This is a genomic window from Streptomyces rectiviolaceus, assembly GCF_039533825.1.
Classification (GTDB): Bacteria; Actinomycetota; Actinomycetes; order Streptomycetales; family Streptomycetaceae; genus Streptomyces; species Streptomyces rectiviolaceus.
This window is the reverse complement of record NZ_BAAAUG010000022.1, coordinates 402,533-426,493: the sequence shown is the minus strand read 5'-3', so window position 1 is coordinate 426,493 and position 23,961 is coordinate 402,533. Positions and strand designations below refer to the sequence as shown.

30 protein-coding genes are annotated in these 23,961 nt (G+C 68.7%); 14 read left to right on the top strand and 16 right to left on the bottom strand.

Translation table 11 applies throughout. The features are described 5' to 3' along the window. Nucleotides 1-31: 31 nt before the first annotated feature. Nucleotides 32-478, bottom strand: coding sequence for a MarR family transcriptional regulator (locus tag ABD378_RS07780; RefSeq protein ID WP_344519713.1), 447 nt, complete (start codon nucleotides 476-478; stop codon nucleotides 32-34). Further along, the gene (locus ABD378_RS07775; RefSeq protein ID WP_344519712.1) at nucleotides 475-957 is read right to left on the bottom strand and encodes a MarR family winged helix-turn-helix transcriptional regulator; all 483 of its coding nucleotides are present in this window, start codon (nucleotides 955-957) and stop codon (nucleotides 475-477) included. The genes ABD378_RS07780 and ABD378_RS07775 overlap by 4 nt, the downstream gene beginning before the upstream one ends. A gap of 328 nt (nucleotides 958-1,285) precedes the next feature. Here ABD378_RS07775 and ABD378_RS07770 point away from each other — a divergent pair, with 328 nt between their 5' ends. From ABD378_RS07770 to ABD378_RS07750, 5 genes are all read left to right on the top strand, one after another. Beyond that, entirely contained in the window at nucleotides 1,286-1,666 is a 381-nt protein-coding gene (locus ABD378_RS07770; protein WP_344519711.1) for a VOC family protein, read from the top strand. 121 nt (nucleotides 1,667-1,787) lie between these two features. Then, complete coding sequence (locus ABD378_RS07765) at nucleotides 1,788-2,684, top strand: GAF and ANTAR domain-containing protein (protein ID WP_344519709.1); 897 nt, start codon at nucleotides 1,788-1,790, stop codon at nucleotides 2,682-2,684. Between the two features lie 55 nt (nucleotides 2,685-2,739). Continuing rightward, entirely contained in the window at nucleotides 2,740-3,525 is a 786-nt protein-coding gene (locus tag ABD378_RS07760; RefSeq protein ID WP_344519708.1) for a DeoR/GlpR family DNA-binding transcription regulator, read from the top strand. A gap of 28 nt (nucleotides 3,526-3,553) precedes the next feature. Next, nucleotides 3,554-3,931 carry a DUF4406 domain-containing protein gene (locus ABD378_RS07755; protein ID WP_344519707.1) on the top strand — a complete coding sequence of 126 codons (378 nt, stop codon included), beginning with the start codon at nucleotides 3,554-3,556 and terminating at the stop codon, nucleotides 3,929-3,931. Next, nucleotides 3,928-4,611: an NUDIX domain-containing protein gene (locus ABD378_RS07750; protein ID WP_344519705.1), complete on the top strand. Its 684-nt coding sequence runs from the start codon at nucleotides 3,928-3,930 to the stop codon at nucleotides 4,609-4,611. The genes ABD378_RS07755 and ABD378_RS07750 overlap by 4 nt, the downstream gene beginning before the upstream one ends. Nucleotides 4,612-4,633: 22 nt before the next feature. Here ABD378_RS07750 and ABD378_RS07745 read toward each other — a convergent pair whose 3' ends face one another. Next, a complete protein-coding gene (locus ABD378_RS07745) occupies nucleotides 4,634-5,383 on the bottom strand; it encodes a dienelactone hydrolase family protein (protein ID WP_344519704.1) in 750 nt (249 codons plus the stop codon). Nucleotides 5,384-5,584: 201 nt separating this feature from the next. Continuing rightward, the gene (locus ABD378_RS07740; protein ID WP_344519775.1) at nucleotides 5,585-6,469 is read right to left on the bottom strand and encodes an NAD(P)-dependent oxidoreductase; all 885 of its coding nucleotides are present in this window, start codon (nucleotides 6,467-6,469) and stop codon (nucleotides 5,585-5,587) included. A 48-nt stretch (nucleotides 6,470-6,517) separates the two neighbouring features. On the opposite strand from ABD378_RS07740, the gene ABD378_RS07735 reads away from it, so the two are divergent. Continuing rightward, on the top strand, nucleotides 6,518-6,925 hold the full coding sequence (locus tag ABD378_RS07735) for a MerR family transcriptional regulator (RefSeq protein WP_344519703.1): 408 nt from the start codon (nucleotides 6,518-6,520) through the stop codon (nucleotides 6,923-6,925). Between the two features lie 84 nt (nucleotides 6,926-7,009). On the opposite strand, the gene ABD378_RS07730 is transcribed toward ABD378_RS07735, so the two are convergent. After that, nucleotides 7,010-8,227 carry a glycosyltransferase gene (locus tag ABD378_RS07730; protein ID WP_344519702.1) on the bottom strand — a complete coding sequence of 406 codons (1,218 nt, stop codon included), beginning with the start codon at nucleotides 8,225-8,227 and terminating at the stop codon, nucleotides 7,010-7,012. Nucleotides 8,228-8,432: 205 nt separating this feature from the next. After that, the gene (locus tag ABD378_RS07725) at nucleotides 8,433-9,377 is read right to left on the bottom strand and encodes an alpha/beta hydrolase family protein (protein ID WP_344519774.1); all 945 of its coding nucleotides are present in this window, start codon (nucleotides 9,375-9,377) and stop codon (nucleotides 8,433-8,435) included. A 217-nt stretch (nucleotides 9,378-9,594) separates the two neighbouring features. On the opposite strand from ABD378_RS07725, the gene ABD378_RS07720 reads away from it, so the two are divergent. Next, on the top strand, nucleotides 9,595-10,200 hold the full coding sequence (locus tag ABD378_RS07720) for a TetR/AcrR family transcriptional regulator (protein WP_344519701.1): 606 nt from the start codon (nucleotides 9,595-9,597) through the stop codon (nucleotides 10,198-10,200). A 74-nt stretch (nucleotides 10,201-10,274) separates the two neighbouring features. Here ABD378_RS07720 and ABD378_RS07715 read toward each other — a convergent pair whose 3' ends face one another. Next, on the bottom strand, nucleotides 10,275-10,667 hold the full coding sequence (locus ABD378_RS07715) for a VOC family protein (protein WP_344519700.1): 393 nt from the start codon (nucleotides 10,665-10,667) through the stop codon (nucleotides 10,275-10,277). 267 nt (nucleotides 10,668-10,934) lie between these two features. Here ABD378_RS07715 and ABD378_RS07710 point away from each other — a divergent pair, with 267 nt between their 5' ends. Together ABD378_RS07710 and ABD378_RS07705 are read left to right on the top strand one after the other, a co-directional pair. Continuing rightward, on the top strand, nucleotides 10,935-12,104 hold the full coding sequence (locus tag ABD378_RS07710) for an acyltransferase family protein (protein ID WP_344519698.1): 1,170 nt from the start codon (nucleotides 10,935-10,937) through the stop codon (nucleotides 12,102-12,104). A 24-nt stretch (nucleotides 12,105-12,128) separates the two neighbouring features. Beyond that, nucleotides 12,129-12,551, top strand: coding sequence for a VOC family protein (locus tag ABD378_RS07705; protein WP_344519697.1), 423 nt, complete (start codon nucleotides 12,129-12,131; stop codon nucleotides 12,549-12,551). A gap of 62 nt (nucleotides 12,552-12,613) precedes the next feature. Here ABD378_RS07705 and ABD378_RS07700 read toward each other — a convergent pair whose 3' ends face one another. Continuing rightward, nucleotides 12,614-12,781: a hypothetical protein gene (locus tag ABD378_RS07700; RefSeq protein ID WP_344519696.1), complete on the bottom strand. Its 168-nt coding sequence runs from the start codon at nucleotides 12,779-12,781 to the stop codon at nucleotides 12,614-12,616. Between the two features lie 539 nt (nucleotides 12,782-13,320). On the opposite strand from ABD378_RS07700, the gene ABD378_RS07695 reads away from it, so the two are divergent. Further along, the gene (locus ABD378_RS07695; RefSeq protein WP_344519695.1) at nucleotides 13,321-13,689 is read left to right on the top strand and encodes an STAS domain-containing protein; all 369 of its coding nucleotides are present in this window, start codon (nucleotides 13,321-13,323) and stop codon (nucleotides 13,687-13,689) included. A gap of 30 nt (nucleotides 13,690-13,719) precedes the next feature. On the opposite strand, the gene ABD378_RS07690 is transcribed toward ABD378_RS07695, so the two are convergent. Then, the gene (locus tag ABD378_RS07690) at nucleotides 13,720-14,607 is read right to left on the bottom strand and encodes a GNAT family N-acetyltransferase (RefSeq protein ID WP_344519694.1); all 888 of its coding nucleotides are present in this window, start codon (nucleotides 14,605-14,607) and stop codon (nucleotides 13,720-13,722) included. A gap of 134 nt (nucleotides 14,608-14,741) precedes the next feature. Between ABD378_RS07690 and ABD378_RS07685 the strand changes: the two genes are divergently transcribed. Further along, entirely contained in the window at nucleotides 14,742-14,933 is a 192-nt protein-coding gene (locus ABD378_RS07685; protein ID WP_344519693.1) for a hypothetical protein, read from the top strand. Between the two features lie 51 nt (nucleotides 14,934-14,984). Here ABD378_RS07685 and ABD378_RS07680 read toward each other — a convergent pair whose 3' ends face one another. The 4 genes from ABD378_RS07680 to ABD378_RS07665 form a co-directional block, all read right to left on the bottom strand. Next, complete coding sequence (locus tag ABD378_RS07680) at nucleotides 14,985-15,935, bottom strand: phosphotransferase (protein ID WP_344519692.1); 951 nt, start codon at nucleotides 15,933-15,935, stop codon at nucleotides 14,985-14,987. After that, nucleotides 15,880-16,293, bottom strand: coding sequence for a tetratricopeptide repeat protein (locus ABD378_RS07675; RefSeq protein ID WP_344519691.1), 414 nt, complete (start codon nucleotides 16,291-16,293; stop codon nucleotides 15,880-15,882). The genes ABD378_RS07680 and ABD378_RS07675 overlap by 56 nt, the downstream gene beginning before the upstream one ends. Nucleotide 16,294: 1 nt before the next feature. Next, on the bottom strand, nucleotides 16,295-16,954 hold the full coding sequence (locus tag ABD378_RS07670; protein WP_344519773.1) for a DNA alkylation repair protein: 660 nt from the start codon (nucleotides 16,952-16,954) through the stop codon (nucleotides 16,295-16,297). 103 nt (nucleotides 16,955-17,057) lie between these two features. Then, nucleotides 17,058-18,314: an MFS transporter gene (locus ABD378_RS07665; protein WP_344519690.1), complete on the bottom strand. Its 1,257-nt coding sequence runs from the start codon at nucleotides 18,312-18,314 to the stop codon at nucleotides 17,058-17,060. A 109-nt stretch (nucleotides 18,315-18,423) separates the two neighbouring features. Here ABD378_RS07665 and ABD378_RS07660 point away from each other — a divergent pair, with 109 nt between their 5' ends. Continuing rightward, nucleotides 18,424-18,870, top strand: coding sequence for a winged helix-turn-helix transcriptional regulator (locus tag ABD378_RS07660; RefSeq protein WP_344519689.1), 447 nt, complete (start codon nucleotides 18,424-18,426; stop codon nucleotides 18,868-18,870). Between the two features lie 106 nt (nucleotides 18,871-18,976). On the opposite strand, the gene ABD378_RS07655 is transcribed toward ABD378_RS07660, so the two are convergent. Continuing rightward, the gene (locus ABD378_RS07655; RefSeq protein ID WP_344519688.1) at nucleotides 18,977-19,429 is read right to left on the bottom strand and encodes a hypothetical protein; all 453 of its coding nucleotides are present in this window, start codon (nucleotides 19,427-19,429) and stop codon (nucleotides 18,977-18,979) included. A gap of 336 nt (nucleotides 19,430-19,765) precedes the next feature. Here ABD378_RS07655 and ABD378_RS07650 point away from each other — a divergent pair, with 336 nt between their 5' ends. Together ABD378_RS07650 and ABD378_RS07645 are read left to right on the top strand one after the other, a co-directional pair. Beyond that, the gene (locus ABD378_RS07650; protein ID WP_344519687.1) at nucleotides 19,766-20,719 is read left to right on the top strand and encodes an endonuclease/exonuclease/phosphatase family protein; all 954 of its coding nucleotides are present in this window, start codon (nucleotides 19,766-19,768) and stop codon (nucleotides 20,717-20,719) included. Beyond that, nucleotides 20,716-21,975, top strand: a complete 1,260-nt coding sequence (locus ABD378_RS07645) for an NUDIX domain-containing protein (RefSeq protein WP_344519686.1) — start codon at nucleotides 20,716-20,718, stop codon at nucleotides 21,973-21,975. The genes ABD378_RS07650 and ABD378_RS07645 overlap by 4 nt, the downstream gene beginning before the upstream one ends. On the opposite strand, the gene ABD378_RS07640 is transcribed toward ABD378_RS07645, so the two are convergent. After that, nucleotides 21,884-22,963: an ABC transporter substrate-binding protein gene (locus ABD378_RS07640; protein ID WP_425583818.1), complete on the bottom strand. Its 1,080-nt coding sequence runs from the start codon at nucleotides 22,961-22,963 to the stop codon at nucleotides 21,884-21,886. The genes ABD378_RS07645 and ABD378_RS07640 overlap by 92 nt on opposite strands. 89 nt (nucleotides 22,964-23,052) lie before the next feature. Continuing rightward, nucleotides 23,053-23,850, bottom strand: coding sequence for a bestrophin-like domain (locus tag ABD378_RS07635; RefSeq protein ID WP_344519685.1), 798 nt, complete (start codon nucleotides 23,848-23,850; stop codon nucleotides 23,053-23,055). Between the last annotated feature and the right edge of the window lie 111 nt (nucleotides 23,851-23,961).

Below are 23,961 nucleotides of genomic sequence, written 5' to 3'. Positions count from 1 at the left end.
ATGAGCGGCGGGCGGCGGGTGAGACGGAACCTCAGGCGTCGGCCAGCTCGGCGTTGGCGCGCTCAGTGACCAGTGCCAACACGCGGCCCGCGACCGCAAGGTCCTCGGCAGGGATACCGGCGTACAGGCGGGCGGAGATCTCGGCGGTCTCAACGCCGGAGCGCTCGTGCAGCTCCCGTCCGGCGTCCGTCAGCCGCAGCCGGGAGGGATCCCCCGGGTCCTCTTCCACCAGCTTCATGGCCGTCAGTTCCTCGATGACGCCGCGCACGACCGACTCGTCGGCCTTCAGCGAGCCCGTGACGTCGCCGATGAGCTCGTCGCGGCCGAGGGACTCGCCCGCGACCACCAGGGCCCGGAGCGTCACACCATGCTGGAACGTGGCCCCGTGGCGTGCCAGCACACCCTCCAGGAGTGCGCGCCCGGCATAGTGCGCAAGGGCTATGACCCGGCCATTGGCGATGGGTGCGGTGGTGGTCATGACTGCTCCTCGTCGTTCTCTGTGTGTGGATTGAGAGGTGCGTCGAGCAAGGTCGTGAGCTCGCGGGTGAACTGCCGTGTGCGCGGGCTGACTTGTCCCCCCAGAGGCTCCAGCAACTGGTCCAGCAGGCCCTGGACCACCTTGATCGCGCGGCGTGTGACGTCACGCCCTTGCTCGGTGAGCGAAAGCTGCATGGCGCGCGGGTCGGCGGGGTCCCGGGTTCGGGCGACCAGTCCGGCTCCCTCCAGGGCGCGGGCGAGCTTGGACACGTACAGCGGTTCGAGCCCCGTGTGGTCGGCGAGCCGACGCTGGCTGGGCTGCAGCCCGGTGCGCGACATGCCGTACAGCGACGCCATCAACGCGTACTGAGCATGGGTCAGGCCCAGCGGCGCGACCGCCCGGTCGACGGCCACCCGCCACTTCATGGACAGACGCCAGACCAGAAATCCCGCCGTGGCGCCCTCAGTTGCTGAACTCACACCGGATACAGTACATAGCTACTATGTACATGGCTACTATTTTCGCCCGCCTGGCTCGGGCCGCGCGGGTGCGGAGGCGGCCGGAGGCGCGAGGAACCGAGACTCCCCCTCGATCGGTTCTCGCGCGAGGCGCCCTCCCAGCGGCGCGAGGCTGCGGGAGTTACCTCGTCGGCGCGCCTGGAGGGCGGAGGCTGGAGCCGCATTGTCGGTGATGCGGCTCCGGTCGGCCTCGGCGGGATGAGCACACCTGAAGCACCCGAAGCACTGGGCCGCGGCTTGTTCGCCCGAACAAGCTGCCGAGATATGTGCGGTACGTATAGTGACGGGCATGGCATGCCGAATCAGTGAACTGGTCCTTGACGCCGCGGACCCCGACCGGCTGGCAGCGTTCTGGTGCGATGTTCTTGACTACGTCGAGCTCGAACGAACCGACGACGGCAGCATCGAGATCGGCCCCGCGGCGGGCTTCGGCAGCCCGCTGCCCACCCTCGTCCTCAACCCGAACAGTGCCCCCCGGAACGGTCAGCTCAGGCTGCACATCGATGTCAATGCCACCGACCGAGACCAAGACGCTGAACTGGAACGGCTTCTCGCGCTCGGCGCCGTGCACGCCGATGTCGGGCAGACGGGCTCCGAGGACTGGCACGTCCTCGCAGACCCCGAGGGCAACGAGTTCTGCCTCTTGCGTACTCGGCTCGCACCCGTGTGACCTCCGCGCACTCCCCGATTCTCAAGGGCATCGTCATCCCCCAGGACGCCCGACACAGCGGTGACAGACCAGGTTAGGGTCGCCATGTTGTCCGACGAGGAGGCAGGAGCCGGGTTTCGCCATGGGAGAGAACGTGACGAACATGCCGTCCGCGCCCCCGCCCGACGATCAGTCCTCGTCTCAGCGGTTCCCCTCCCCCGGGGGCGAGACGGAACAGCTGAGAGCCACCGCCGAGCAGCTGCGTGAGCAGGTGTACGAGCTGGAGGTCCAGGCGCGTGCGCGCCCCAAGATCGCGCTGGCCGAGGGGATCCTGGTCGAACGCTACCGCCTGGCGAACGCGGAGGCGGCGTTCACGCTGCTGCGCCAGGCGTCCCAGCGGGCCAACGTCAAACTGCACCAGCTGGCCGCCGCGGTGGCGCGGACACCAGGGCCTGCCCCGGGTGCCCGGACGTGGTTCACCGGCCGGGAACAGCATCCGATGCCCGACCTGACCGCGCTCGAGGCCGGCACGCTCAACGCGACCAATCAGGGCGAGGTCCTCGGCGCCGCCCTGCATCGCGTCCTGACCGTCACCGGTACGGACATGGGCAACGTGCAGTTGCTCGAGGACGGCGTCCTGCGCATGGCCAAACACGCGGGCCTGCCACGGCAGTTCACCGACTACTTCGCGTTCGTCGACGGGAACACCTCCTGCGCTCGCGCCGCTGCCGCCAGCCACCAGGTGACCGTCAAGGAGGTGGCCACATCGGCAGGCTTCGACGACGACACACGGCGGGTGATCCTCACGGCCGGTAGCCGCGCCTGCCACAGCGTCCCGCTCGTCGACGACGAGGACACCGTCCACGGTGTCATCTCCTCCCACCACGCCCGCCCCCTGATCGGCTTCACCCAGGCCCAGCTCCAGGCCCTGCACACCACCAGCCGCACTCTCGGCACGTGGATCAGGTGGCACCAGCACACCGTCCTCCTCGACGCGCTGCAGGACCTCCACCAACTGGCCCTCGCCTCCCGCCAGTAGAGGCATCTCGCACACAGCAATGTTCAAACGAACATTGCTGTGTTAGAAATACGTCATGGGTGTCGCCAATCGTCTGGACCTGACCCTGCGACTGGTGCAGGGCTCCGACCGGGTTTCCGTGTCGGAGCTCTCCCATCGCCTGGGGGTCTCCGAAATGACCGTTCGCAGGGACCTGGACGCGCTGGAGCGTCAGGGACTGGTGCGCAGGGTGCACGGTGGCGCCGTCGCCACCCGGTCGCGTCAGGAGGAGGCGGGATTCTCCGCACGGGAGCCGTGGCAGGCGGCGACCAAGGACCGGCTCGGTGAGGCCGTGGCGGCGATGGTGGAGCCGGGGTCGCGCGTGCTGCTGGACGCGGGCACCACGACCGTGCACGTCGCCGAGCGCCTTGCCGAACGGGCTCCTTTGACGGTGGCGGTTCTCAGCCTGCAGGCCGCGGTGTGTCTGGCGGACCGGCCCGGAATCGACCTGCTGGTCGTCGGCGGGCAGTCTCGTCCCGGCGAGCGGTCCCTGGTCGGCCCGCTGGCCCTGCGCACGCTTGAGGCCCTGGCCTTCGACTGCTTCGTACTGTCCATCGGCGGGGTGCACGCCGAGTACGGGTGGTCCGAGTTCTCGCTGGACGACGCGGCCGTCAAGCAAGCCGCCCTGGCGGGAGCCGACCGGACGATCGCCGTGGCGGACGCGACCAAGCTCGGGGTGCGCGCGTTCAGCCAGGTCGCCGCCGTGGGCGCGGTGGACGCCTTCGTCACCGACACCGCCGCCGAGGACCCCGCCACCCATCCCAACGGCCCCTTGACCCTGGCGGCCCTGCGCGACGCGGGCGTCCACACCGTCCTGGCCTGAACCACGTACACCGCAAGGAGCACCCGTCATGACCGCTGCCCCGGACCCCTTGATGATCCTGGTCGCCGGGCCCTACTGTTCGGGCACCGGGGACGACCCCGCCAAGCTCGAGGCCAACGTACGGGCGATGGACCGCGCCGCACTCGCGCTCTTCCGCGCCGGCCATCTGGCGGTCACCGGTGAGGCCCTGGCCCTGCCCCTGCTGGAGGCCGCGGGGAGCACCGGTCCCGGCGACGCCGTCTTCGACGAGATCTTCCACCCCCTGGCCGAACGGCTGTTGGCACGCTGCGACGCGGTCCTGCGCATCGGCGGCCCCTCGGAGGGCGCGGACCGGATGACAGCGGCCGCCCGGGCCCTGGGCCTGGACGTCTACACCGGCATCGACGCCGTCCCGGCCGTCCGGTGACCGCCGGCCTGGACACCCCCGACCGGCGCGGACGCACCGGCCTCGACCGGCACGGCCGGGACCTGACCGGCAACCCGCGGGTGCGCGTGAAGGACGTGGAAGTGCTCTCCTGCGACTGGTACGTCCTGCGCAGGACGACCTTCGACTACCAACACCACGACGGCCACTGGAGCCAGGAGCAGCGCGAGACCTACGACCGGGGCGACGGCGCCACGATCCTGCTCCACGACACCGATCGCCGTACGGTGCTGCTGACCCGTCAGTTCCGCCTGCCCGCCTACGTCAACGGGCACCCGGACGGGATGCTGATCGAAACCGCCGCGGGGCTCCTCGACGGCGACGCGCCCGACGAGGCCATCCGCAGGGAGGCGGCCGAGGAGACCGGACACACCATCGGCACCCCCGAGCCCGTCTTCGACGTCTACATGAGCCCGGGGTCCGTCACCGAACGTCTCCACTTCTTCGCCGCCCCCTACCGGCCCACGGCCCCCGCCGCCGACGGCTATGGGATCGCCGCCGAGGGCGAGGACATCACCACCGTGGAACTGCCCTTCGACAAGGCACTCGCGATGGTCCGCAGCGGAGACATAGCCGACGCCAAGACCATCATGCTGCTCCAATGGGGCGCCCTGGACGGGCCGTTCCGACACCCCGGCCCGCGCGAGGGTGCGGACCTGTAGAGCTGGTTTCCGGGCCGGAGACTCAGCTGCTCGACAAGGCGCGGTCGAGGAGAGGGAGCAGGCGGTCCCAGTGGCGCTGCAGTGCGGAGGGGCTGAAGGCGTCGGTGTCGGACATGGTGAAGCCGTGGGCGGTGCCGGGGTAGATCTCGGTGGTGTATCCGACACCTGCGGCATCCAGCGCCTGGTTGAGCTCGCTGATGGCCTCGGGCGACAAGTCGCCTTCGGCGAGGCCGATGTGGACCTCGGCGGTGAGCTCGGGGACGAGACGGTGCGGGCTGTCCGGCGCGTCGGTGACCAGGAAGCCGGGGTGGAATCCGGCTACGGCGGCCACCTGGCCGGGGTGGGCCGTCGCGGTGCGCATCGCCAGCATCGCGCCTATGCAGTAGCCGATCGCGGCGACCGGTCCGGCGCTGACCTCGGGTTGAGTGGTGAGGAACCTGAGGTAGGCGTCGGCGTCACGCAGGACACGTTCGGTGGTGTGCGCCTGCACCAGGGGCATCAGCTGGGCGAAGACCGCGGGCCGGACCTCTTCACTGATGTGCTCGGGAAGGTCGATCACCGGTGCCGGACGGTGCCGGTAGAAGAAGTTGGGGACGAGTACGTAGTACCCGTGCTCGGCCAGTTCACGGGCCTTCTCCTCCAGCTCGGGCCGCAGGCCGAAGGCGTCCGGGTACAGCAGAACTCCCGGGTGCCGCTCGCCACGGTCGGGGAAGGCGGCGAAGGCGTCGGCCTTGCCGTCCGGGGTGGGAATCTGCAGTGACTTGGTGGGCACGTTCTTCCTTCCTTGGGCTGATGCCAGTGCACAGCCTCTATCAGAGTCGAGGTCGACCAGAGGCCAACCCGGTGTCACGCCAACTGTCGAGGGGCGAGACACGAGGAGTTGGGTACCAGCGCCATGATCGGACCGTACCCCGCTCGCGCCGCGGTCCGAGATCCGCCCCCGGATGGCGACGGGCCCCGGTCCCGGGATCAGTCAGTCGCCGCGGGGCTTGCCGAACTCTTCGATCAGCACGGGATATTGCTCCCCACCGTGTCCGGCGGCGATCGAGCGGTCTGCCATCGCCTTGATCAGCTTCGGCAGTTCGGCGTTGACACCCACCGCCTCGCTCTCCTCGATCAGGTGCGCCATGGCCCGTGCGTCGGTCTCCAGGGCCGACACCTCGGCCGGGTAGGAGCCGCTGTCGATCTGCTCGGCGTACCCGGGCAGCCATTCGGCCACCCCGGCGGCGATCTGCCGCGCGAACGGCGCGTACGTCGCGGCGTCGACACCGGCCGTCCTGAGCAGGGCGGTGCCCTGGAGCCAGGCGTTCAGGATGCTCCACATCATGGCCAGGCCTGCCACGTCGTACAGGGACGCCAACCCATGATCCGCACCAAGGTAGGTGACGGTGCCGAGCGCGTCGAGTGTTGGCTTGTGCGCCTCGAAGTCCGCCTGCGGCCCGCTGTGCAGGATCACCGCATCGGTGGTCCCGATCGCCGAAGGGATGGCCATGATGGCGCCGTCCAGGTAATGCGCGCCGCGCTGCTCGGCCCAACGTGCGGTGTCCCGGGCCTGGGTCGAGTCACCCGAGGTCAGGTTGATCAATGTCGTGCCGTCCAGGGCGACATCGCTCGCGCCGAGCAGCTCACGCATGGCCGGGTAGTCGGTGACGCAGATGATCGTCAGGGAACCTGCCTTGAGCGCGTCGCCGACTGTCGGCGCCAGCTGCGCGCCCGCGGCCACCAGTTGGTCGGCCTTGGCGGTCGTACGGTTCCACACGGTGGTGGGATGCCCGGCTTCCAGGAACGCGCCGGCGAGGGCCTGGCCCATCCGTCCGAGGCCGATGACGGTAATGGGTGTATCGGTTTTGTTGTTCATGGCAGCATCGTCAACGTTGATACCGGTGTGAAGGTCAAGTGAGGTTCGATGCGGATCGGGGAACTGAGTCTTCGGACGGGCGTCAACGCCCATCAGTTGCGCTACTACGAGGCCCAGGGCCTGCTGGAGGCAGACCGCAGGGCGAACGGCTACCGCGAGTACGACGAGAACGCCGTGCTGCGGGTGAAGCAGATCCGGCATCTGCTCGGAGCCGGGTTGTCGTCCGAGGACATCGCGTACGTGCTGCCCTGTGCGGTCGGCGAGGCCCCGGAGCTGCCCGGGTGTTCCGAGCTGCTGGCCGCGATGCGGTCACGGCTCCAGCGGCTGGACGATCAGATGGAGAGGCTCGCTCGATCCCGCGGCGCTCTTGTCGACTACATCGATGCGGCCGAGCGGATGGGCGGTGGGGGCTATCCCCCCTTTGACGATGCCGACCAGGAGCCCGTCCCCGCCTGAACAGCCGCGGTGTCCCGCGACGTTCAGTGGGGTCGGGCGGCACGGGCCGCATCCCGCGATGCGTGCCCCTGTGGGCAGACGCTGTCAGTCGGCCGCGTCGAGCAGCAGTTTCGCGGCCACCGTCGTCCCGTCGGTGCGGATCGTGCCGGCCACGGAACTCGCGCGTACGCGGGTCTCGGGGGCCAGGGCCTTCGCGAGTGCGGCGGACAGGGACTCGAAGGTCGGGGTCGGGCCGTCGTGTGCCGCTCCGATGCCCGACTCGGCCACGCGTCCGGCCCAGTACGGCTGGTCCGCCCCCTGGGGGACCACCACTTGAGGCGCGCCGGACCGGGTGGCGGTCGTCGTGGTGCCCGCGCCGCCGTGGTGTACGACGGCGGCCGCCCGGCGGAACAGTGCCTGATGGTTGACCTCACCGACGATGAAGCAGTCGTCCTGGTCGTCGATCGGGGCCAGGTCGGCCCAGCCGCGGGAGACGAGAACGCGGCGGCCCTGCGCGCGGACCGCTTCGATGGTCACTCGGGCGACATCCTCCGGGGCGTGCAGGGGCGTACTGCCGAAGCCCACGTACACCGGTGGTGTGCCGGCGTCCAGGAACGTCACCAACTCGGTGGGGAGCGGGCGTTCGTCGGTCAGGATCCACGTGCCGGTCTGCACGACGTCGAGGTCCGCCGACTCCTGCCACGGGGACAGGACCGGGTCCGTGGCCAGCCACGGACGGTCGGTGAAGGCGTAGTCGCGGACGTCGGTCACCGGTGGCAGGCCGACCGACGCCCGCTGGGTGTTGAGCATGTCGCCGAACATCGCGTTCGCGATCTGGGCGTCCAGGTCCCACAGCGCCCGGTTGTCGGTCACGTCCGGCGGCAACGACTGCCCCCTCCGCGCGGGCGGGCGGCGGTGCGGCGACGGCAGGCTGACCGGTTGATGGCTCGCGTGCACGTAACGGATGCCCAGATTCTCGGCCACCGACCGCGCGCCGGCCGTGACCGGCAAGGGGCCGGTCGCCACCAGCGCGTCGCATCCCTCGGCCGCCGCGGCGACCGTGTCGAACTGCGCGGCCATCAACTCGGCCGCACGCTGCGCCAGGCCCACCGCCGACCCCGGCGTCACCGTGGTCACCAGCGGGCGCACCGGCCGGCCGGTCGGCACCATCTCCACGCCGAGTTCGGCCAGGCGCTTCGCGAACTCCTCGTCCGGAGGCGCGCACACCCGCCCCTCCGCTCCGAGTTCCCGCAACCGCACCGCGAGTCCCGCTATGGGTTCAACGCTCCCGCGCGACCCGTACGTCGACAACACCACACGCATTTCGTGATTCTCATTTCCGCAGGTCCCGGCTTTGATGGGTGATTCTGCGGTACGAGCGGGGTCTTGCCGCAAGCCCCCCGGTGCGCTATATGTTGATCATGGAAGGGGGGCGAGCACTCCGCCCCTTCCATGGATCTCCGTACGCGCGGTGAGCGAACACCCGCTCCACAACCCTGTGTTGCTGCCATGTCGCGCCCGATCGGGCCTACTTGGACTCGACTCGCCCGAACGCGTCAGGGCCGGTGGTCAGGGCGTCCCGCGCCTCTTGCCACGCGGTGTCGCCGGGGTGGAACTGGGTGCGGAGGTAGGCCGCGGTGAGCCGTCCGAGCGCGGCGACCCGTTCGGGGTTCTCGTCCGTGGTCTCGGCGGCGTCGTACCCACTGATCCCGCCGAGTCCGTGCTCCGCGTCGACCAGGCTGAGCAGCGTCTTGGGACCGGGAGCGAGGTGGTACGGGTCCGCGTGCCAGTCCGGACCCATCTCCGTGAAGTGCCGGGAGTCGTCCTTGTCCCCGGCGACGACCAGCGCCGGCGTGGTCATCTGGGAGAAGTCGGTGGTCCGGAAGACCGGGAACTGCTCGGCCATGGCCCCGGTCAGGATGTCACCTCCCCTGCCGGGGGCGGCCAGCAGGACACCCTGCTTGATCCGGGCCTCGAAAAGGTTCGCCTCCTGCCCGTCGTCGGGGTCGGTGAACCGGGCGCCCAGCAGGAGGGCGGCGGTGAAGCCGCCGAGCGAGTGTCCGGCCACGGCGATGCTGTCGTGGTCCATGCGCCCGCCGAGCTGGGGCACGGCGTTCTCGATCTCATCGAGCCTGTCGAGGATGTGGGTCATGTCCTCGGCGCGTGAGCGCAAGAACATGGGTGCTCCGGGGGTGTCCGCATGCAGGTGGCTGAGCGTCTTCGAGCTGAGGTGGGTGGGCTGGATGACGATGAAGCCGTGTTCGGCCCAGCGGTTGGCGAGCGGGGCGTAGCCGTTGAGCGAGGAGAGGTTGTTCGAGTTGCCGTGTCCGTGGGACAGGAGGATGACCGGCAGGTCGGTTCCGGTCGCCGGTGCGGTGACGCGTACCTGGAGGTCAACAGGACGCCCGGGCACGGGCAGCACCACCGGGCCGAACGAGAGCACGGGGGCGGGCGAGCCGCTGATACCGGTCATGGAAGTCGATGCGCTCACGATGCGTCTTTCCCTTCGGTTGTCCCTTGAGGGCCTCTGCCGCCGACCACCTGGAGGTGGGGCGCGTGAGGCAGGGAGGAAGGTCCGGCTTCAGCTAGACTGAAGCGGAACGTTGCTCCACTTACGATACGGAACGCTGCTCCGCTTTACAAGCGGAACAGCGCTCCGGCTTGTCGACGGCTACAGGAAGGAGAGAGCGATGCCCACTGCAGGCCACTCCGGAGAGGTGCCGGCCCCCAGCAAGCGGGCCGACGCGGTACGCAATCAGCAGAAGCTGCTTGCCGCCGCAGCCGAGGTGTTCGTCACCTCCGGCGTCGATGCGCCGATCCGCGAGATCGCGACCAGGGCCGGCGTCGGGATGGGGACGATCTACCGCCACTTCCCGACGCGGGCGGATCTTGTCGTCGCCGTCTTCCGCCACCAGGTCGAGGCGTGCGCCGAAGCCGGTCCGAGCCTGCTGGCCAGTGCCGGATCACCGCTCGCGGCGCTGCGCCAGTGGATCGACCTCTTCGTTGATTTCCTGGTCACCAAGCACGGCCTCGCCAACACGGTGCAACCGGACAGCAGCGGCTTCACCGCGCTCCACACGTACTTCCTCGACCGCTTGCTGCCCGTCGCCGAGCAGTTGCTCGACGCCGCTGTCGACGCAGGCGAGATCAGGCCCGGCACGCAGCCCTATGAACTGATGCGCGGCATCGGCAACCTCTGCATCGGATCCGACGGCGACCCCCGCTACGACCCTCGCCGACTGGTCGCGCTGCTTCTTCAGGGCCTCCAGCAACCGCAGACATCCCGCCCGGAGTGAGGACTGGGCATCGCGGACCCGCCGCCGCCCACCTCCGGCTGATTCGGACTGACACAGCCATCAGGCATCAAGCATCAGGCGCTCGAGCTGGACCGCACCCAGAGGCAGAACGGGTGGCCCACCGGGTCGTAGAGGACGCGTACATCCTCCTGAGGCTGGTAGTTCGCCAGGGTCGCTCCCAGCCCCAGGGCAAACTCAGCGGCTGATGACAGATCGTTCACCTCGATGTCCAGATGCATCATGATCTGTTGCTCGGCCGGGGTGGCAGGCCACGTCGGGGGTGTGAAGAGCGGCTCTGTCTGGAACGCCAGGCCGACACCGCCGTCGGGTGGTGCGATCTCCACCCAGCCCGGCTCTTCCTTCGTCACCGACCAGCCGAGCAGGGCCTGGTAGAAGCGCGCGAGCGCCTGGGCGTCCGGTGCGTCGACAGCGGTCGCGGACAACGTGAAACGCGGTTGGGGTCTCATGTCGTGTTGCTGCCCAGTTTTACCCGGCGGGCATCTGACGGCACGTCAAGAATCCCTTGCGTGTCGACAGCACGGTGCCGAGATCGGGACTTCGACCGACGGCATTTGCAGATTGGCACCCCTCGGATGAGTGAAATCTTCCGACAAAATCAGCGGCGCCTCGCGCATATGTGCTGTCTCGACTGCCTCGCATGGTGCGGTCATCCCTGATCAGTTCTCCGTCGCGATGCCGTCGCGACGTCGGTGATGAGAGGCCGGGGTCAACTCATGCGCAGCCGCAATCGGCAGTACCTCGTGTCCGTTGATCACTTGCGTGCCTACGCTGCCGTGCTGGTCCTCCTCTGTCACGGTACGCACATGATCTCTCCGCACCTCGGAGAGAGCCCGAACAAGGCCCCGCACGGCTGGCTGTATTCGGATAATCCCCTGGCCACCCTGGTGTTGGAAGGCCATACCGGGGTGGCCCTCTTCATGGTGCTCTCCGGATTCATCTTCACCATCGGCACCCTGGGCAAGGACATTCGCTATGGCCGGTTCCTGGGCAATCGGATGCTGCGGATCTTCCCGCTCTACCTGGCGTTGATCATTCTGGGTGTCGGCGCGCACAAGCAGGGTGCGGACCTGCTGGCCGTGCTCCAATCCCTGGCCGGTCTCGGAAACCTGCCCGGGTCCCTCGACCTGGGGGCCGTGTCGAGCATGTGGTGGGCCATCGCGGTCGAGTTGCAGTTCTATCTGCTGTTCCCGCTGCTCAGCAGGCTCCTCTCCAAGCACGGGCCGGTGGCTCTGTTCAAGCTCCTGGGGGCCATCGCCGTCATCCGAACCCTGGTGTGGGCCTCGGCCGCGGGCGGCATCAACGTGAACTCGATGCTCTACTACAGCCTCGCCGGCCGGATCGACCAATTCCTGATGGGCATGGTGGCCGCCTGGTTCTTCGTGCACCACCGAAAGTGGTTCCAGGGGGCGCTGAAGGTCGGAATCGCAACGGCCCTGGTCACCAGTGCGATCTGGGCCTTCAACCAGACCCACTCCTTCCAGGAAGGCCACGCCACACGTCTGCTCTGGGTCGACGTCGAAGGAGCCCTTTGGTCCCTGGTGGTGCTCACCTATGTGGCCACCGTCTCCTCGACCGGGATGGTGTCGAGAGGTATCGCCAAAGTCGGCGAAATGAGCTTCTCCGTCTATCTGCTCCACTACATGGTCGTCACCGTGTTCGTCTCCCGCCGCTGGGGGATCGAGCTGACAGGGCGCCCGGTGACGGATGCCTTCATCACTGCCTCGGCGGCGGTTCTGCCCATCACATTGACCGCAGCCGTGGTCACGTTCCATGGCATCGAACGCCCCTTCCTCCGATGGCGCCGCGCCTACCTCCTCCCGGACCAGCCCAAGGCCACCGCACACCCCCCTGCCCCCAAGGTCGCACTCGTGTCGCCCAGGTAGCGGCTGCACTACGGTTGGCCCACCATGCCTGATCTCCTCGGAATCAACCATCTGACCCTGTCCACGACGGACCTCGACCGGCTCTTGACGTACTACACCGAGTCGCTCGGAGCGACGCTCGCATTCGAACGCGCCGCGACCCCTTCTGATCCGCGGATCGCGGTCATCGATGTCGGTGGGGACGACCACCTGATGATCGTCGAGACCGCCACCGCCCCCACCACTGATCTCGACCCCCTGAACCAGGCGGGATGGGGGCTGCGCGTGGGAACACACGTGCAGCTGTGTGAGGTTCGCGAGCAGATCCTGGGTGCCGGGTGGCCGGTCGGACAGATCGAGACGCTGCCCACCCAGTGGACGATGACAGCTCGCGATCCCGATGGGCGCCCTGTGGATGTTCGGGCGCATCGCCCCCGCACCGCGTCGCCGCACCCAACCACTGGCTGAGGCTCGATCAACGCCGTACCTGCCTCGGCGGACACCGCAGGACACCGCACGGCGGCGCGGCTTCAGTCGGCCTGCATGCGGACCCGTTGCTCGGGCTTCGCGCCTTCCTGCATCAACTGCGAGCACCACACACATTCGTCGCCCGCATGCGGCGGGGCGTCCAACCAGTAAGCACCGGTGAGCAGTTGACCTTGGGGCGGGTCGGCGAGCGGACGTTCCGTGTCATCCATGACACGCCCAACGAGGGCTGACAGACGGGGTTTTGGGGGCGGCAACCTCTCCGCCCCGCAAGCCGTCCGTGCGCCTGAAGTTCCCTCTGCGCCGTCTTCAGCCGGGAGAGAACGGGTAGAAGGGGCGGCTTCGCCGCCGTCACCGCTTCACTGCAGCCCACCCCATCGGGCGTACACGACGGCGTTCGCCCCGCGGCGGAGCGGCTTTCGCTTGACGGGATCTGATCCGCCTACCTGCCCGCAGCCAGGGCAGACGTGCCAGCGGGGCGGCCTCCCAAGTGCCATGCCGATCAGGAGATCTCTGATACTCCTGAGCACTTGGTCGAGGAGCGGGCCTCGCCTCGTGAGGAGGGAGCACTCCGGGCGGGGCCCGCGCAGACACATCCATTGGATCTGGCAGTCTGCCCACCCCCATGCGGCACCGACTCCGCCCGGGGTGTTCCTGTAGGCAGCGTTCCACTTATGCCGTGCGTGCGGCGCAGTATTTCGGGGCATATTCATACGCGTGCCGAGCCACGTACCTGAGGAGGGCGTGAAGGATGGTTTCCGCCTCACCCCAACCGCTGCATGTGGATACGGTCGCAGGCCTCGGTCCTGTACTGATGCGCGTGTGCGGGGACCTGGACATGGATACCGCACCGTCGCTGCAAACCATGCTGGAGCCCTTCCTGGCCCAGAGGGTCGAGATGGATCTCGCGAACGTCACTTTCATCGACTCCTCCGGCGTCAACGTACTGCTGTCGCATCTCGAACAGTGCCGAGCAGCGGGCGGCGTCCTCGTCGTGCTTCAACCATCCCGGCCCGTTCAGCAAGTGCTCCAACTGCTGGGCGTGCACCGGCTGTTGATGGATCGACCCAGAACTGAAGGGGGGCAGGATCCGGGGGGCGATTTCCCTGGCCCTTATTGATCTCCGGCACCTACGACGTGGACTTGGCGCTCACATCGACAGCACCGGAGCCTGGGCGGCCCGGTACAGGTCCCGGACCTCGGGGAGTTGCTGGAAGCCGGCCGACTTGTACGTGGCGACGGCGCCGACATTGGAGCTCGGAGTGCAGACGACCGCACTCGACGAGCCCAGCTCGTGGAGTGCGGCCGCCGCGGCGACGCTGATCGCCTTGCCGTAGCCGTGACCGCGATGTTCCGGGTGCACGCCCATCGGCTCGAGCAACCCGGGCCTTCCCGGACCGGCCGACCACACCGTCACCACCGCCACCGCGTTGCCCCGGTCGTCGTACGCGACCAGGCACCGGGCGTCGGCGTACGGCAATCCGGCCGCCATCGCGCGCCAGCTCTCCTCCGTGAACGTCGGCCTTCCGAACGACGCCCGCTGCAGGGCGGCCCGCACGTGCGCCTGCTCCGGACCGGTCACCTCGATCCGCACACCTGGGTCCCGCACCGGCTCAGTGAGGTCGCGGCGCAGCGGCGTCCACGGCTCATCGGTGTCCCAGCCTTCCTCGGACAGCAGGTCTTGGACCAGTGCGCCCATCGGCGCCTCGACGGCCACTCTCCCCGCGATCAGTACGCCGCGCTCCGGCCCGGTCACGTCCTCAACAAGCCGCCGCGCCAACTCCTCGTCCCGCTGGGCGTCCGGCGCGATCGTCAGCCGCAACAGCTCGGGCTCGTCCAGCAGCCCGACGGCGAGTATCCGTCCCTCCCGGCTCCACGTCCGGACCGCCGCGGCCGTCGCCCGCGCACCGAAGCGCCAGAACCAGCCCAAGTCCCCCGGATGCAGTTGCATCGGCGCCCCGTCGTACTGCCACTCCCGCAGCATGCCCACAGCCTCGCTCAGCCCGTCGACTCCCGGCTCACTCAACACAATTGGCATACGCCCGATCACACACCACCGCACCGACGGTCCGCACCCTGTTTACGACCGCCTCCTCCGACCAGCAGCCGGCGGGCCGTGCATGATCGGACACGTGACACACGGACGTCAGGCTCACGGATAGGGTCGAGGCCATGACATCCGAACTGCCCCAGACGCTGGCCATGGCGTTCCTGGAATCCCAGGAGATCACCACGACCGACTGTCGCCGGTGCGGCACCGAGGTGTCGGGCGTCAACGGCCGCTACGCATGCGGGGTGTGCGGGTGGGTCAACAACTGGACTGAAGGCCACAACGAACTGCCCAGCGGCGACAGCGACATCTAACGCTCGCGCACACCTACACCTACACCTACACGTACACGTACGCGCACACTTTCAGTCGGCCAGGCCGCCGGCGAACGGCATCGTCCGCCATTGGTCGACGGCAGGGTTCAAGTACTCCAGGAGCACGGGGAGTTGTGGCGCGAGCGCGAGGGCGGTGAGAGCCCTGAGCATCCCCACGGCGTTCACGAAGCCCAGGACGTCCTCCCTCAGCGGCCTCATGCCGTGGCGCTGTGCGCCGCGGTTGTAGGCGGATTCGAGGTCGGGCCCGAGGGCGGCCAGGTCCCACTCCACGGGGCCCAGCGTGACCAGTTCGAAGTCGGCGTAGAGGTCTCCGTCCACCCCGGAGAAGATGTTCGCGGGCGGGGAGTCGCCGTGGACGGGCTGGAGGTCGACTCCTGGGAACGCCTTCTCGAAGGCCGTGCGTGAGCGCACGAGAGGTTCCAGGACCTGCCACTCGCGGCGTGCGCGGTCCAGGTCGGCCGGGCCGAGGAGGTCGGGGCGCTTCTCGAACAGAGTGAGGCTTTCCGCGATGACCTGCGGTTCGGCCGCGGACAGAAACGACAGTCGGCCCGGGTAGGCACGCATCGCCGCGTGCAGGTCCGCGACGATTTCGGAGTTCGCCGCGTAGTCGGGCTCTTTGCCCCGGTCCTCCTCGACGAACTGCCAGAACGTCATCGAGAGTCCGTCACGCCGGACGGGCTCCCGTGGCACGAGAGGACTCGGAGGAATCACCGGGGTTCCCTGATCCGCGAGCCACCGCGTCACGTCCAGCTCCGCCCGCTGGCGCCGCGCCAGGGAATCGAGGTCCGCGTTGTGGGGCAGGACGGTGGGAATCCGAGCCACGACCGGTGACGGCGCGAGGTGGACCACGACGGAGAACAGATCATGAAGCACCCTGGCATCAGTCACGGTGACCCCGAGGTCACGTCCCGTTCCGACAGCCGCGTCAACCGCGGCGGAGGTGCGGCGGGCGATCTGCTGCTCGGTCACGAAATCGGTCACGGCTCGATCGTTCCATGCTCGCAGGGTCAATGGAACAACGCAGGTCACCGTGGGCGCACGCCTCTTCAAGCCGCCCCTCATGGCTGAAGAGGTTGCCCAGGTTCAGCCAGAGGTCCGTCCGCCCGGCGTTGATCGCCTCGCCATAGACACGCTCGGCTTCCGCCGGGCATGCCAGATCCTCCAGGAGCAAGCCCAGATTGCCGCAGGCGTCCAGGTCCCCGGAGGCCATGACGCTGCGGTAGGTGTCCACCGCCTCCTCGAGATGCCCGGCCTCCGCCACGTACACGGCAAGGTTGTAGACCGCGCCCGGCACTCCCCGGTCGACTGCCCGCCGAGCGGCTTCCACGGCAGCGTCCATGTCACCGCTCTCCGCCTTGAGCCTCGTGCTGTCGGCGCACGATCTCGGTGATCCAGGTGGGCGCGAACGGTGAGGTGCAGCCGGGGGACGTCGGGTAGTCCTTGAGCACCTCAAGGCGCTCGCCGATGTCGATGGCACGGGCGCGGTGCTCCGCGTGCTCGATGCCGATCTGAGCCAGGCAGTGGTTCATCGCCCACTGCAGGCGGTCCGGGGCGTCTTTCATCTCCGCCTCGATGACGTCGAGCAGACCGGGGAGGTCGAGGTCATCGGGCTTCTTCGCCACGCGTTCGGTGGTCAGCGCCCAGCCGGCGCTCGCGACCACGGGATCGGGGTCGGCGGACCAGGCCAGGCGCAGTGCTTCGGAGTGCGGGTTCTTCTTCACCACGTAGTTCACGAGCCAGTCGTGCACCTTCGGCGCGCGCGCCTCGCGCACCATGGCGTCCAGCTCGTCGCGCTCGAACGCCTTCGGGCGGCAGATCAGGAGCGCCAGCAGTCTCGCCGCGGTGTCATCCGTCTCCCAGAGCCGACGGGCGAGTTCCTGCTGGGTCTTCAGCCGCTTCGCGAGGGCGCGCAGTTTGCCGAGGTTCACACCGTGATCGTCACCGTGCCTCTCGTTCACCGCGCGTGCCTTCGGGTCCTCGAGCTCGGCCAGCTCGGCCATCACCTCGGCCACCGTCGTCTCGGCCACCTCAGCCTCCTGTCCATGACGTACGAGATCAGCCTACGAGGGATGCCCGTGTCCCAGAGGGCCAGGAGTTCGTTGGCTATGGCCACGGCTGGCAGCGCGTCCTGGGGGTGGCGTGTCGAGTGCACGCCCACAGTACGAGCCCGAGGCAGCTGAACGCGGCGCCCAGTGCGCATACGGCGCCCCAACCGGCCACCGTGTAGAGGGAGGTCGCGGCAATGGCGCCGGTGGCGCTGCCGATCGAGTAGAAGACCATGTATCCGCCGATCAGCCGGCTGCCGGCGTCCGGGTGCAGGGCGTAGATCAAGGTCTGATTGGTGACATGGACGGCCTGCACGGCGAGGTCGAGAAGGATCACGCCGACGAACAGGGCCCAGAGCGAGCTGCGGGTGAAAGCCAAGGGCAACCAGGAGGCGGCGAGCAGCGCCAGGGCTATGCCGGTGGTCCGCCGGGAAAGTCCGCGGTCGTTCAGGCGGCCCGCCACGGTCGCGGCGAGCGCGCCGGCGACACCGATCAGACCCAGCGCCCCGATCGCGCTGTGGGACATGAAGTACGGGGCTTCGCTGAGCGGCAGCGCGACGCTGCTCCACAGGGTGCTGAAGGCGGCGAAGACCAGCAGGCCGAACAGGGCTCTGAGCCGCAGCAGTCGTTCCCGTGCGAACAGGGTGATCGTGGAGCGCAGGAGCTGTCCGTAGGACAGGGTTGTCGGCGGAGCCTCACCGTGGCGCGGCAGGACCCGGTACAGGACCAGGGCGAGCAGAGCGGTGAGAGATGCCGAGGCGAGGTAGACGGAGCGCCAGCCCGCGAGATCGGCCATGAGGCCGGATGCGGTGCGGGCGAGCAGGATTCCGATGACCACGCCGCTGGTGACCAGACCGACCACCCGTCCGCGCTGGGCGGCAGGTGCCAGTGATGCCGCGAAGGCCACCAGCGTCTGCGTGACGACGGCGAGCAGCCCCGTCACGGCCATGCCCGCGAGCAGAATCGCCGCGGTGCGGGCGGCGGCCACCACGGCCAGGGCCAGTACCAGGAGCAGCAGTTGGGCCACGATGAGCCGTCTGCGGTCGGCCATGTCGCCCAGCGGCACGAGGAAGAAGAGTCCAAGCCCGTATCCGACATGCGTGAGGGTGACCACGCTGCCGACAAGTGCCGGGCTCATGGCGAGGTCGTGGCCCATGGTCACCAGGAGCGGCTGGGAGAAGTAGACGTTGGCCACGGCGGCCCCGCAGGCGACGGCGAACAGTGTGACGACGCCACGTGACAGGACGAACGCGGCGCCTTCCCCGCGTTCTTGGCCCTCGGTCCGTCGCGTCGCAGCCTCGCAGTTGCCGGGCATCAGCACTCCTCCGCACATCTGGTTGCATGTTGCTACTACAACTGACGACGGCGACGGTAGCCTCTTTTGGTAGCATGTTGCAACCGCAGTGAGAGTAGTGAGGGACGCAATGGTCACCAGGACGCGCTTCGACGACAGCGAATGCCCCGTCGCCCGGTCGGTGGACGCGATCGGCGACTGGTGGTCCCTGCTGATCGTGCGGGACGCCTTCGACGGAAGCCGGCGCTTCGGGGAGTTCCAGCGCAGCCTCGGCGTGGCGAAGAACATCCTCACCGCGCGGCTGCGCACCCTCGTCGCCGGTGGCGTCCTCGAATCCGTCCCTGCCTCGGACGGCAGCGCCTACCGCGAGTACGTACTGACTCCGAAGGGCAAGGCACTCTTCCCCGTCATCGTGGCACTGCGGCAGTGGGGCGAACAGAACTTCTTCGCCCCCGGCGAACCACACTCACAGTTGGTCGACCGCCGAAAGGGGCAGAGCCTCCGTGGACTGGAGGTGCTGTCCGCGGACGGGCGACGACTGGACCCCGACGACACCACGGTCCACAAGATCTCCTGACCGCGCGGCGCGGCGATTCCCTTCGGCAGGGCAGCATCGCGAAGCCCCCGGCCGCGCGCGGCCGGGTGGCCGGGGCGGGCGGGGGCAGGCGAGCAGGCGCGGTCAGTCAGGCAAGGCCGGAACCCGCGAGGTTGTACCACTTGCCGCCCCGGCCGTCGGAGTCCAGGTCGATGTAGATGCGGCTGTCGCCGGTCAGGCCCTTGCGCCCGATGACGGCCTTGCTGTTGCAGTCGATGTTGGCGACGTCCTGGGCGTTGACGCGCTTGGTGAAGTTGCAGCGGGACCGTTGCACGGTGACGCTGCCCCGGTCCACGCGCATCTCCACGATGAAGGCGTCGACCTTCCGGGCACCGCCGCCGTCCAGGACGCGGCCGCTGCCTTCAGCCCGAAACCTCGTCTGGGTCCAGCCGATGCAGTTCGCGTACTCGATGTCGATGTTCTCGCCGGACGTGTCGAGTTCCTTCATCCACGTCTTTCCGCACCGCAGGCCATGCACCCCGCCGGCCTGCGCCTGAGGCGCGGTGACCAGCACTCCTCCGGCAGCCAGTGACAGGGACATCAGTGTGGTGGTGAGAAGCTTGCGCTGATGTGACATCAGATAAACCCCCGTTGTCGTTGCGTTCCGTTCCGTCCCGCTCCGTTCCCCCGAGTTACGCGTTTCGCGCGAGTCACGGCGGAGCCAGGCCCGATGTATTGATCCCAACAGGGGCCGCCAACAGATCGCTATCATGCAGCCGACGACAAGGCCGCCTTCGCCCCCTGCCGGCGAATTGCTCTGGTGAGAGCAGGGATGATGGACACAGCTGTGTGCACGCGCCGCGCAGCCGAAGGGGACCGGGGCGCCTATCGCCGCGGGCGCAGATGGGGACTCCTCAGCTGTGGTGCCCTGCTTGCCATGCTGTTCGTCCTGCTCGTCGTACGGCTGACAGGACTCGACGCGGGAAGCCCGCTCGCCGTGCCGGTGGTGTTGTTCCCCTATGCCGCTGTGACCAGCGTGCTCGCCCTGAGCGCCATGATCGCCGTCCCCGCTCTTCGCTCGCGCCGATCGGTCACCGTCGCCGCGCTGCTCGCAGCTGCGTACGTTGCGCTGCTTGCACCACGGTTCATACCGCACCACCAGCAGCAAGTACCGCCGCAGGCGCCGGAGTTGCGAGTGGCCACCCTCAACACCCACGTCGGCAGGGAGGACGCGCGTGCGCTGGTACAGCTGGTGAAGTCCGAACGGATAGACGTCCTGGCCGTGCAGGAGCTGCCGTCCGCTGGGATTGCCGCGCTCGCCGAGGCCGACGTGGACAAAGTTCTGCCGTACCAGGAGCTCCATCCCGAGCACGACTCCTCGCTCTACTCTCGGATTCCGTTGGAGCACGGCGGCCCGCTGAAGGCGGACACCGCCTGGCCCCAGACCACCGCACACGTGACGGTCGCGGGACGAGCCGTACGGCTGGTGGCCGTTCACACGTACTACCCGCTCGGTGACGCGAAGCGCTGGGACCGGGACCTCACCGCCCTCACCTCCGTCGCCCGCGACAGCGGCCCCGACACGGTGTTCTTGGGCGATTTCAACGCCTCTCTCGACCACGCTCCGATGCGCGACCTGCTCGCATCGGGCGGGCTCACGGACACACATGCCGAACTCGGCAAGGGCTGGGCCCGCACCTGGCCTGCCGACAAGGGCCTGTTGCCACCCCTGGTGCAACTCGACCACGTCTTGCACGGCTCCGGTCTGGCGGGCATCTCGGTCGGTGAACGGACCGTACCGGGCACTGACCATCGCGCGGTCATCGCCACGCTGGCACTGCTGCCCGCCGAAGAACGTTGGCGGGAGAGGTCAAAAGGGAGCCCTTCATGACACCGCACTCGGCGAACGAACACAGCTGGACTCTGTACGGGCAACGACAGTTGGACCACGGATACTCGCCGGCCGTGCCGGACCGCATCGACTGGGGGTTCTGGTCCGGTGTCGGGCCCGGAGCCGAGGCTCTCGGCGACATCCGCGGCAAACGCGTGCTCGACATCGGATCCGGCCCCGGTCACCACGCCGTCCACCTGGCCCGCGCCCATGAAGCGCTCGTGGACGGCATCGACCTGTCCCCCACCCAGCACCAGCGCGCGCTGCGTGCTCACGGCTCGGAGCCGGGCGTCCACTTCGTGTGCGCCGATGTCGTCGAGCATCTGCGTCACGCGACGCCGTACGACGCCGCCTACGGCATCCGCACCTTCGGCTGCATCGACCCACACCACCTGCTGCCTGCGCTGCGACACGGACTGGCCGACGGCGCTCCCCTCGTCTTCTCCGCCCTCCACACCGGCGGAGACGGCCAAGGGCCGTCCAACGAGGTGGCGCCGCGCCAGGAGTTCATCCGCCTGCGCGACGAGGAGCCCATCCCCACACTGATGAGGGTCCTCGCCCCGCACCTCTGGCGAGATCTCCTGACCGACCACGGGTTCCGGGTGGAAACGACCGAACTCCTCACCGCCCCCGACGACGACAACCCTGTGATCGTCCAGCTCATCCAGGCCCGACGCCACCGCGTCGCCGCCCCGCCACGCGTGACCAGCCGCCCACGGACCGACCGGCCCCCCACGCCCCACGCCGCGCTCGGCGTCGGCGCCATCGTGTTCGGTGAGCGCGGCCTGCTGCTGGGACGGCACCGGCTCGGCACCTGGGAGCTTCCCGGGGGCACCGTCGAGCCGGGCGAGTCGCTGCACGACGCCGTGGTGCGCGAACTCTCCGAGGAGTCAGGGCTTGTCGCACAGACCGAAAGCGTGGCTCTGCTGGGAACACTCGTCGATCATGTTGCCGAGGTCGTCCGGATCACCGTGGGCGCCGTCGTCACGGCATGGCACGGCGAACCCTCCGACCAGCCCGACGAGCCCGTGGGCGACTGGCGGTGGTGGCCCCTGGACGCGCTGCCACAGGGCCTTTTCGAGTGCAGCGCCCAAATCCTCACCGCCTGGCGGCCCGACCTGCCCATCGACCACCCACCGGCACGGTTCACCCCCTACGCCAGGCTCAGTCGGCGTGCAGGATCCGAAAGCGATCAAGGTCCGCCGGGTCTCGGTCAACGACTTGGATCGGCGTCCGGGCCCATTGCCACACGCTGATACCGGGCGTGCGGGAGAACTGGATCTGCCCGCGGGTGCCTTCGACTTCGACGCGCGGCCAGGCTTCGGCAACGCGCGCCCGGTCCGTGCCGTGAGAGCGCAGCACATCGGCGAGGACGGCCACCGTGTCGTAGCCCTCGAAGGCGACGAAGGAAGGCGCTTCGGCCAGCCGCTCGCGCAGGGCCGTCTCGACTCGTGCACCCAGCGGGCCGAAGCGCTCGGGCAAGTAACGCAAGAACGGGATCGCGGCGCCGTCGCCGCCCAGCAACGTCGCCCATTCGGCGAACTCCGGTTGCCCGGCCGGAGCACCGATCATGATCTCGGCGAGACGCTGGTCCCGGCGGACCGACTTGACGATCGGCACCGCCGGCTCCGGGTGGCCGACCAGGAGGAGCAGGGCTGTGGCGCGATGGTCGACGAGTTCGTCGCACATGGCCGTGGGAGTGAGCGCGCGCATATCGAGTTCGATGACGGTGCCACCGCGTGGAGCGAGGTGGTCCCGCAGAATGCGGGCCCCTGATGCCCAGTAGACACTCGGCTCGGCTGCTACGGCGATGCGGCTGTGGCCCGCGCCCAGGAGGAAGTCCGCGTAGGTCTGCCAGCCGCGGGACTGCGGCGGAGCGAGGCGCGCGACCCATTCCGTCGGCTGTTCGGTGAGGGCGTCGAGCACCGCTGACGAGCACAGGAACGGCAGGCCGATGGCGTCCGCCCTGGCGGCAGCGGTGCGAGCGACGACGCTGTGATACTCCCCCGCCAAGGCAGCCACGCCCAGGGCAGCCAATTCGTCCACGGCCGCCGCGGCCCTCTGTGGATCGGCCGCGGTGTCTCGGACGACGAGCTCGAGTGGTCTTCCCGCGATCCCGCCGGCGTCATTGACCTCGCGAACGGCCAGCTCGAGTCCGGCGAGCAAGTGCCGGCCCGCCTCGACCCAGCCGGGCCGAGTCAGCGGAACGAGAGCGCCGATCCGTGGGCGCACCTGGGTGACCATGCCGGACATTGGATCGGCCACCATCGCCGGCAGGCAACCGATTATTCGTTCACTGAGCTGCCAGGCTTCGAGCAACCTTCCCTTGGGGGTTACGTGGCCCGCCGGTTGCCGCTGTCGTCGCAAGGCAGGTCGGCTGCCTCGTGGTGCGCGAGGAAGTCTCGGGTGGCTTGCCGTTCGACCTCTGCGATCGCGGTGGGTTCGACACTGATGATGCCGCCGAAGGGCCGGTCGACGTCACGGATGATGCACAGGGTCACCGTCAGGAGGGCGGTGATCACAGTGAGCACGATGAGCTGGCCGCGGTTGTTCTTGCGGGGCAGGCAGATGGCGAGAGCAACGACGGTGATGGCGAGGGTGGCGAGCAGGAACCAGAAAATGGCGCTGGGGATGCTGGCGGTGGCCTGGGTGAGGCGTTCCTCGCGTTCGTCGGACCGTTTGTTGTCGGCGGCGATCAGCATGCCGAAGACAGGCTTGCCTTCCAGATCCCCGAAGGAGCGGCGGACGTCGGTCGACCACACGCTGGGTGCGTCCGAGCCGCTGCCTTCGGCCATGGCGGACCATTCCTGGGTGCGTACGGCACGGGCGTAGCAGACGGCGTCCGCCTGGATCCGTCCCCGCTCTGCCATCGGCGTGTATTCGCCGATCTCGGTGAGCTGGTCAAGTGCGCGGGCCTCGCCGCGCGATGCGACCTCGGCCTTGCCGTAGGACCCGGAGGCGGTGACCAGCACGAAGGCCAGCAGGAGGACGGTCAGGGTCAGCAACGGACCGACGAGGTCTTTGACGGCCATGCCGGTGTCGTCGTCGGGCATCAGGCGGGGCCGCAGGAATCGGTTCGCCGCAAGCCCTGCGAGCAGAGCGAGTACGGCGACGACGATGACTAGGACCACAGCAACCTCCTGAGCAGGCGAAAGACCCCGCCAGTTGCGAGAATCCGCCGTGATCATGACCGGTTCCGCGACGCCCGAAAGCGCGAAACGTCCGCTCGCCCTCGAACGAGC